We start from the raw sequence: 8078 nt of genomic DNA on the forward strand, positions 1-8078 counted from the left end.
GATCTCTCGTCAGCGGGAGGCGAATTCTACAGCGTTACACGCTGCTGTCAACACCTCTTTTTCAACTCCCTTTTGGCTTCGATGACCTGAAGCAACCCGCTGCCGAAAACTGCGTAACTCATTGTTTACCAAGGAGTTTTCCGTTTCGACTGCGCCGGAAGTGGGGCGAATTATAGACATCTGTAATCTGCCGTCAAGCACTGATTCAGGTTTCTACCGATATGTGCAAAAACACTGCTTATATATAGATGCGCCCGCGGGGAATGCGCAGTATATTGCCCAACACAAATAGAAATACCCTTGATTCCTATATTTCGGACGATGCCACGCAATGAATGATCAGCCTCGCAGCCTAGCCTCTACTCTGTTCTCGGTTGGGCTGCTGCTCATAGCCATGGCGTCGATCCAGTCCGGAGCCTCCCTGGCCAAAAGCATGTTCTCCGTTGTTGGCCCTCAGGGGACGACAACATTACGACTGATTTTTGCCAGCGTGATCATGATGCTGATACTGCGTCCATGGCGGGCAAAACTCACCGCAAGATCCCTGCGCACCGTCATCGTCTACGGGATGGCGCTGGGCGGCATGAACTTCCTCTTCTATATGTCATTGCAAACCGTCCCGCTGGGTATCGCGGTGGCTCTTGAATTCACCGGCCCACTGGCCGTGGCGATCTACGCCTCGCGTCGCGCTATCGATTTTTTGTGGATCGCCCTGGCTGCCGTCGGCTTGCTGTTACTGATACCAACGGGAGAAACGACCGCAGGAATCGATCTGGTAGGCGCCGGTTATGCCTTGGGTGCGGGGGTCTGCTGGGCACTGTACATTCTGTTTGGCCAAAAGGCCGGGGCCGACAATGGCGTGCAAACCGCCGCGCTGGGGGTGATGATCGCTGCGCTATTCGTAGCCCCCATCGGCATTGTCCATGCCGGTTCCGCTCTGCTGACCCCGTCATTGATCCCCGTAGCCCTCGGCGTCGCCGTTTTGTCCACTGCCCTCCCCTACACCCTGGAGATGGTCGCGCTTACCCGCATGCCGGCCAGAACCTTCGGCACACTGATGAGTATCGAGCCTGCCTTCGGCGCGCTATCTGGCTTGCTGTTCCTTCATGAATACCTCTCGCTGTCACAATGGTTGGCAATCATGTGCATCATTCTGGCATCCGTCGGCGCAACCATGACCATGAGCGCTGCCGCCAGACCAGCAGTAGCGGCAGATTGAGAACGGATATGACACGGGTCTGGTATTTGCCGCCCAATTAGGCCATGTTTAGCCCCGCAACCCAGAGTCATACCACGGATAATTTCAGGTAGGGATATCGGTAGGCGTCTAGCGAAAGCGAATGCAGCCAGACCYGGGCACAAGATCCGGGGACGCTATAAGGACAGTAATGAAACGATTTTTGATATTGATCGCCGTACTTGCAATTGCGGGCTGCGCAGCGACCTCGGAAACACAGATCAAGCACGGTAGGAAAGGGCTACACATCAACTGTTCCGGACTGTCTTCATCCTGGGACAAGTGCTACGCCAGCGCCGCCAACTCCTGCGCACCCAAGGGTTACAAGGTCATAGCCAAGTCGGGAGATGCCGTGGAAGAGCCCGGCGATTATCCGTTTGGCCTCAACCCTGCGGGTTATACCAGCCGCAGCATGATTGTCATCTGCAAATAGGCAGGGCCGTCGCGTCAGGTTCTCGGACTTGCGATCTGACGGCCAATTTCCTCGTAGCTGGACTTCAGCACTGTGCGCTGGATATCCGGGCTAGCCAACATACGCGCTACGACCAGCGCGCCAATACATTGCGACAGAATAGCCCACGCCTGGCTGTCGCTTTGCAAAACACCCGCCCAGCTTTCCTGAAGCCGACAAATCCAGTGCTCTGCCTGTTGACGGACTGTCAGGTCGGAACGGGCAATTTCCGCCCCCAATGCCGGTAATGCACAACCGGTTTCCGGATTCTCGACGTGAGACATGCTCAGGTACTGTTTCAAGCAGCGCTCAAGCTTGTCACGGTCCTGCCCTTCCCCCAGTCGCGCCAGACTTTGACCCAACTCACGTTCAACAATGGTTGCGAACAACTCGTCTTTCGACGAGAAGTGGCTGTAGAAAGCACCGCCACTCAAGCCAATCGCCTTCATCAAGCCGTCCACGCCCACCGTCGAAAATCCGGACTTCTTGGCCGATACCGCACTGCTTTCCAGCAGCCTTTGCCTGGTTTCCAGCTTGTGACTGGCCGAATAACGCATCGCTCTTCCCCTTGAATTGCTCACCTTGACGCCTGTCGAATCATAGCATAACGTTCGTTTAGTTAACGATCGTTTACCAAAAGGGATCTACCCATGAATAACAAGAAGGTCGTACTGGTCGTCGGTGCAGGTGATGCCACGGGCGGCGCCATTGCCAAGCGTTTTGCCCAGGAGGGTTTTGTCGCCTGCGTCACCCGCCGTAGTGCGGACAAGCTCCAGCCACTGGTGGATGCCATCAAGGCCGATGGTGGCGAGGCACACGGTTTTGCCTGCGATGCCCGCAAGGAAGACGATGTGGTGGCACTGGTCGAGCAGATCGAAAGCGAGATCGGCCCCATCGAGGCATTCGTGTTCAACATCGGCGCCAATGTGCCGTGCAGCATTCTCGAAGAAACCGCCCGCAAGTATTTCAAGATCTGGGAAATGGCCTGTTTCTCGGGGTTTCTCAACGCCCGGGAAGTGGCCATACGCATGGCCAAGCGCCAGCGGGGCACAATCCTGTTCACCGGTGCCACTGCAGGCCTGCGTGGCGCAGCCGGGTTCGCCGCATTTGCCGGTGCCAAGCACGGCATTCGTGCACTGGCGCAAAGCATGGCCCGAGAGCTCGGCCCCATGAATATTCACGTTGCCCATGTCGTCGTCGACGGCGCCATCGATACCGACTTCATCCGTGAAAGCTTCCCGGAAAAATATGCCACCAAAGATCAGGATGGCATCCTCGATCCCGAGCATATCGCCGAAAATTACTGGTACCTGCACAGCCAGCCCCGCGATGCCTGGACCTTCGAGCTGGACCTTCGCCCCTGGAGCGAACGCTGGTAAGCCCTCCCCTACAACAATAAGCAGAGCGCACCGACCATGAGCAAAACCGTGGAATTCCTTTTTGACCTGGGCAGCCCCACCACTTACCTGGCGTATACCCAGCTACCGGCAATCTGTGAGCAAACCGACAGCCAACTGATCTACATCCCGATCCTGCTCGGCGGTGTGTTCAAGGCCACCGGCAACGCCTCCCCGGCGACCATTCCGGCCAAGGGCCGCCACATGATTCAGGACCTCGACCGTTACGCCCGGCGCTACGGAGTGCCACTGAAGTTCAATCCGCATTTCCCGATCAATACCCTATTGTTGATGCGTGCAGTGACCGGCATTCAGTTGCACCATCCCGAGCGTTTTGTCGCCTTCATTGACTGCCTGTTCAAGGCCCTGTGGGTCGACGGCCGCAACCTCAATGACCCGGCAACCGTGGCCGCGGTGCTGAGCGACAACGGTTTCGATCCCAATGAGGTGCTGGCACTGACCACCGACGAAACAGTCAAGGCAATGCTCAAGGACAACACCGAGAAAGCGGTGCAGCGCGGCGTATTCGGCGTACCAAGCATGTTTGTCGATAACCAGTTGTACTTCGGCCAGGATCGACTGGACTTCGTACTCGAGGCCCTGAGTTAAATCTCGACCACCAACCGCCCCTTTGCCGCTCCTGACAAGAGCAGTACATGGGCGGCTTCTGCCGATTCCAGCGTGAACGAGTGCGGGTCAAGCAATGGCAAGATCTTGCCAGCTTCAATCAACTGCGCCGCCTCGTGCAGAATCTCGCCGTGATGCTCACGCCCCTTGCCRGTCAGGAGCGGCAGTAAAGTGAAGACACCGGAGTAAGTCGCCCCGCGAAAGGAAAGCGGTGCCAGGCTGTGCTGCCCCCACCCCAGGCAACTAAGCACATGACCGTGATACATCCGTGCCGCCTTGAATGACGCATCCAGCGTTTCACCCCCCACTGTGTCATAGACAATGTCGAAGCCCTCACCGGCCGTATGCTCAGCCACATAGTCTTCAACCGAAGACTTGCGGTAATCGATAAACGTCGCGCCGAACCCTTCGATGATCGATTGTTGCCCGGCCGAGCCCGTGGCAAAAACCTTGGCGCCAAAAGCGCGGGCGATTTGCACGGCGACATGGCCGACGCCACCGGCGCCGCCATGAATCAATACCGTCTGCCCGGATCGAACGCGCGCCCGGTCCACCAGGCCTTCCCAAGCCGTAATCAGCACCAGCGGCAATCCGGCAGCCTCGCGCATGCTCAAGTTGTGCGGCTTGCGAGCCAACAGTCGCGCGTCGACCACCGCGTACTCGGCCAATGAACCTTGAATACCACCTATACCGGTGGCCATGGCATATACGTCATCCCCCGGCAGCCAGCCACTGACGCCCTCCCCCAACACCTCTACAGTCCCGGCCAGATCCATCCCCACTATCGCCGGTAATGGTTGAGCCGCATGGGTCGCCTGCCCGGAGCGGATTTTGCCGTCCAGCGGATTGACACCGCTGGCCTTGATCCTGACCAGTACCTGTCCCGCCTGCGGCACGGGCCGTGCAATGGAAACCAAACGTAACGGCGCATTGGCCGAGTCGACCATCAAAGCGCGCATATTCAGTGAGTCAGTCATTTCGCCATGTCCCATCAGAAGTGAATACAAGATCAATCTTGCCTCGCCCTATTCATGCCGATAAGACGCCATATCGCTATAGTGATCATGCCGATACAGCATCAATGAGCAATCCCGTGGACAAACTCAATGCAATGGCGATTTTCGTGCGGGTGGTCGAACGGGGCAGTTTTTCCGCCGTTGCCCGGGAGTTGCAGACCAGCCAGCCGACCATCAGCAAAATATTGCAAACACTGGAAACCCGATTGGGCGGAAAGCTGATTGCCCGCAGCACCCGCAAGCTATCCCTGACGGACGAAGGTCAGCGCTATTACAACGAATGCCGGACCATCCTCGCCGCCGTGGATGCGGCAGAACATAGCTTCCAGTCCGGTCGGGAAAAGGTCGCCGGACCTCTGAAAATCGGCTCGTCGGTGAGTTTCGGGCGCCTGCAGATCGCACCCCGGTTGCCGGACTTTCTCAAACACTACCCTGACGTACAGATAGACCTGCAACTGAGCGATCAAAACCTGGATCTGGTCGGCGAAGGGCTGGACGTCACATTCCGGATCGGTGCCCTGAACGACAGCGGCCTGATCGCTCGCCATGTCGGCAGTACCCACCGTGTGACCGTCGCATCACCTGACTACCTCAGGCAAAACGGCCAACCGCAAACACCGCAGGAACTGGGCAGGCACAACTGCCTGATGTTCAACCTGCTGAGCAGTCAAAACCTGTGGGTGTACACAAAAGATGCCCAACGCCACGAAGTGCGAATCAAGGGCAATGCGCAGAGCAACAACTCCGAGGCGATCCGCGAAATGGTGCTGGGGGGATTGGGGATTGCACTGTCACCGGTGTGGCTATTCAGCGAAGACCTGAGCGCCGGCCGGGTGAGCGCGATTTTGCAGGACTACAGTACGTTGTCGCTGCCAATTTACGCCGTATCCCTGGCGAATCGTCGCCAATCCGCCAGGGTCAAAGCCTTTGTCGACTTTATGGCTCAGGCGCTGGATAACGCGCCTGAGCTACACAGGAACCAATAGCTGCGTCCGATCAGATAGCCGCAGTGCGGGTATTGAGCCACTCCAGCGCGGCACCCTCGACCAACGGACTCAGGCGCTCGCGCACTTCGGCGTGGTAGGCGTTGAACCACTGTTTTTCCTCGTCCGACAGCAGCGAGGTTTCCAGGCAGCGCGTATCGATCGGGCACAGGGTCAGCGTTTCGAACTTGAGGAACTCGCCGAATTCGCTTTTGCCTGCCTCACGGTTCATCGCCAGGTTTTCGATCCGCACACCCCAACGACCCGGACGATAGGTGCCCGGCTCAWTGGACGTGATCATGCCCGGCTGCATTGCGGTTTGCGGTGCAGGTGCGGCCTGATAAGCGATGACTTGCGGACCTTCGTGGACGTTCAAGAAGTAGCCGACGCCATGACCGGTGCCGTGACCGTAATCGACACTTTCCGCCCAGATGGGCGCACGGGCGATGGCATCGAGCAGCGGCGACAGGATGCCTTTGGGGAACTGCGCGCGGGACAAGGCAATCACGCCCTTGAGCACGCGGGTACAATCGCGCTTTTGCTCATCGGTCGGTGTGCCCACCGCCACCATCCGCGTGATGTCGGTAGTGCCGCCCAGGTACTGGCCACCGGAGTCGATCAGCAGCAGGCCGTCCCCTTCGATCACCGCGTGTTCTTCTTCGGTGGCATGGTAGTGCGGCATCGCGCCATTGGCGTTGAACGCGGCGATGGTATTGAAGCTCAGCGACACATAATCCGGACGGCGCTCACGGGCGGCGGTGAGTTTTTCGTCGATGGTCAGTTCGGTGATGCGCTCGCGGCCCAGTGCCGAGTCCAGCCAGGCGAAGAATTCGCACAGCGCTGCGCCGTCCTGTTCCATGGCCTGACGGATGTGTTCGGCATCGGCCAGGCTTTTTTGCGATTTGGCCAGGGTGGTCGGGTTCAGGCCTTCGATCAGCTTCACGCCGCTGTCGAGGTTGTCCAGCAACCCCGCCGTGACCCGCGCCGGGTCGACTTGCAGGCTCGCGCCGCTCGGTACGGCACGCAGTGCGGCGGCGACTTCGCTGTAATCGCGCAAGGTCACGCCGTCCTGTTCGAGGATGGCGCGCAACTCGGCGCTGACTTTGCTCAAGGCGACAAACAGCGTGGCCTGTTGCTGATTGATCAAGGCGAAAGAAACAAACACAGGGTTGAACGACACGTCGCCGCCACGCAGATTGAACAGCCAGGCGATGTCATCCAGGGTGGCGATGAAATGCCAATCGGCACCCCGCCCCTGAAGGGTTTCACGCAGTTTGGCGAGTTTTTCGCCACGGCTGACGGTCGCCTGTGGTGGCAAGTGCTGGTAGATCGGTTCGTTCGGCAGGCCTGGGCGGTCGTTCCAGACTCCGCTCAGCAGGTCGATGTCGGTGCGCAGAAGGGCGCCACGTTCTTCAAGCTTGCTGCCCAGGGTCCGTGCCGAAGCCACGGCCATGACCGCGCCATCGACCGCGACAACGCCACCCTCGGGGGTTTGCTCGGCCAGCCATTCCAGTGGTCCGGGTTGACCCGGTTGCAGCTTGACCAGGTCAATGCCGCTGCCCTTGAGCTCCTTGGTCGCCTGCTCCCAATAACGGCTGTCGGCCCAGACGCCGGCAAAATCCGGGGTCACGATCAGGGTACCGACCGAACCATGGAAACCCGACAACCACTGACGCCCCTGCCAGTAGCCCGGCAGGTATTCGGACAGGTGCGGGTCAGCCGACGGCACCAGCAAGGCGTGAATGCCCTCCCGGCTCATCAGTTCGCGGGTTTGCGCCAGGCGCTGAGGCACCGAGCCATTGATCGACAGCTGCGTATTCATCGTGTCTCCTGCTAACCACTTCATCATTATTGTTGGGTGCCGATCAGCGCCGGCGCTTCGTCGCCTTATTGCCAGAATGCCGGAGCACTGGCGCAGGCTGCCTTGATCAGTTGAACCGCCTGGTCGATGTCCTGCTCGGTGGTGAAACGCCCGAGGCTCAAGCGGATGGTGCGACTGGCCGAGCGGGCATCATGCCCCAGGGCCAGCAGTACATGAGATGGGGTATTGCTCGCGGAATTGCAGGCCGAGGTCGCGGAAAACGCGATCGAGGCCAGCAACGCCGCCGGGTTGAACTCACCTTCGTCGAAGGTCAGGCTCAGGGTATGGGGAATGCGCCGGGTCGGGCTGCCGTTGAGACGCACGCCGGGAATGCTCTGCAATTGCTCGAGCAAGCGTTCACGCAAACGCACAATAGTGGCTTTCTCTTCATCGAACGCAGCCGCCGCCAGTGCAAAGGCCGCGCCCATGGCCGCGATCTGATGGGTCGCCAGCGTGCCGGAACGCAAACCGCCCTCATGCCCGCCGCCATGGATCTGTGCCTGCAA

Annotated in this window: 9 protein-coding genes; 5 read left to right on the top strand and 4 right to left on the bottom strand. The window is 59.1% G+C overall.

All coding sequences use genetic code 11. The annotated features are described in order from the left end of the window. The first annotated feature begins 331 nt into the window (after window positions 1-331). A complete protein-coding gene (rhtA, locus tag AC1DU9_RS28925; protein WP_223463478.1) occupies window positions 332-1219 on the top strand; it encodes a threonine/homoserine exporter RhtA in 888 nt (295 codons plus the stop codon). A gap of 169 nt (window positions 1220-1388) precedes the next feature. Continuing rightward, entirely contained in the window at window positions 1389-1670 is a 282-nt protein-coding gene (locus AC1DU9_RS28930) for a hypothetical protein (RefSeq protein WP_223463477.1), read from the top strand. A gap of 14 nt (window positions 1671-1684) precedes the next feature. Here the strand turns inward: AC1DU9_RS28930 and AC1DU9_RS28935 are convergent, their stop codons facing one another. Next, entirely contained in the window at window positions 1685-2245 is a 561-nt protein-coding gene (locus AC1DU9_RS28935) for a TetR/AcrR family transcriptional regulator (RefSeq protein WP_223463476.1), read from the bottom strand. Window positions 2246-2338: 93 nt separating this feature from the next. Here AC1DU9_RS28935 and AC1DU9_RS28940 point away from each other — a divergent pair, with 93 nt between their 5' ends. Further along, complete coding sequence (locus tag AC1DU9_RS28940; RefSeq protein ID WP_223463475.1) at window positions 2339-3067, top strand: SDR family oxidoreductase; 729 nt, start codon at window positions 2339-2341, stop codon at window positions 3065-3067. Between the two features lie 36 nt (window positions 3068-3103). Next, complete coding sequence (locus tag AC1DU9_RS28945) at window positions 3104-3694, top strand: 2-hydroxychromene-2-carboxylate isomerase (RefSeq protein WP_477811192.1); 591 nt, start codon at window positions 3104-3106, stop codon at window positions 3692-3694. Here the strand turns inward: AC1DU9_RS28945 and AC1DU9_RS28950 are convergent. Continuing rightward, window positions 3691-4689 carry a zinc-dependent alcohol dehydrogenase family protein gene (locus tag AC1DU9_RS28950; protein WP_477811193.1) on the bottom strand — a complete coding sequence of 333 codons (999 nt, stop codon included), beginning with the start codon at window positions 4687-4689 and terminating at the stop codon, window positions 3691-3693. The genes AC1DU9_RS28945 and AC1DU9_RS28950 overlap by 4 nt on opposite strands. A 104-nt stretch (window positions 4690-4793) precedes the next feature. Between AC1DU9_RS28950 and AC1DU9_RS28955 the strand changes: the two genes are divergently transcribed. Beyond that, window positions 4794-5714 (top strand): LysR family transcriptional regulator, encoded by a 921-nt coding sequence (locus AC1DU9_RS28955; RefSeq protein ID WP_477811194.1) that lies wholly within the window; start codon window positions 4794-4796, stop codon window positions 5712-5714. A gap of 10 nt (window positions 5715-5724) precedes the next feature. Here the strand turns inward: AC1DU9_RS28955 and AC1DU9_RS28960 are convergent, their stop codons facing one another. Then, window positions 5725-7533 (bottom strand): aminopeptidase P family protein, encoded by a 1809-nt coding sequence (locus tag AC1DU9_RS28960; protein ID WP_477811195.1) that lies wholly within the window; start codon window positions 7531-7533, stop codon window positions 5725-5727. A gap of 65 nt (window positions 7534-7598) precedes the next feature. Beyond that, window positions 7599-8078, bottom strand: a 480-nt coding sequence (locus AC1DU9_RS28965) for an aminotransferase class V-fold PLP-dependent enzyme (protein ID WP_477811196.1), incomplete at its 5' end; no start/stop codon positions are given.

The organism is Pseudomonas sp. P4_C1 (genome assembly GCF_056402155.1).

Bases quoted from the DNA above. Each gene is read 5' to 3' on its own strand.
- rhtA (WP_223463478.1), top strand. From the start codon at position 332: ATGAATGATCAGCCTCGCAGCCTAGCCTCTACTCTGTTCTCGGTTGGG.
- AC1DU9_RS28945 (WP_477811192.1), top strand. From the start codon at position 3,104: ATGAGCAAAACCGTGGAATTCCTTTTTGACCTGGGCAGCCCCACCACT.
- AC1DU9_RS28930 (WP_223463477.1), top strand. From the start codon at position 1,389: ATGAAACGATTTTTGATATTGATCGCCGTACTTGCAATTGCGGGCTGC.
- AC1DU9_RS28935 (WP_223463476.1), bottom strand. From the start codon at position 2,245: ATGCGTTATTCGGCCAGTCACAAGCTGGAAACCAGGCAAAGGCTGCTG.
- AC1DU9_RS28940 (WP_223463475.1), top strand. From the start codon at position 2,339: ATGAATAACAAGAAGGTCGTACTGGTCGTCGGTGCAGGTGATGCCACG.
- AC1DU9_RS28955 (WP_477811194.1), top strand. From the start codon at position 4,794: ATGAGCAATCCCGTGGACAAACTCAATGCAATGGCGATTTTCGTGCGG.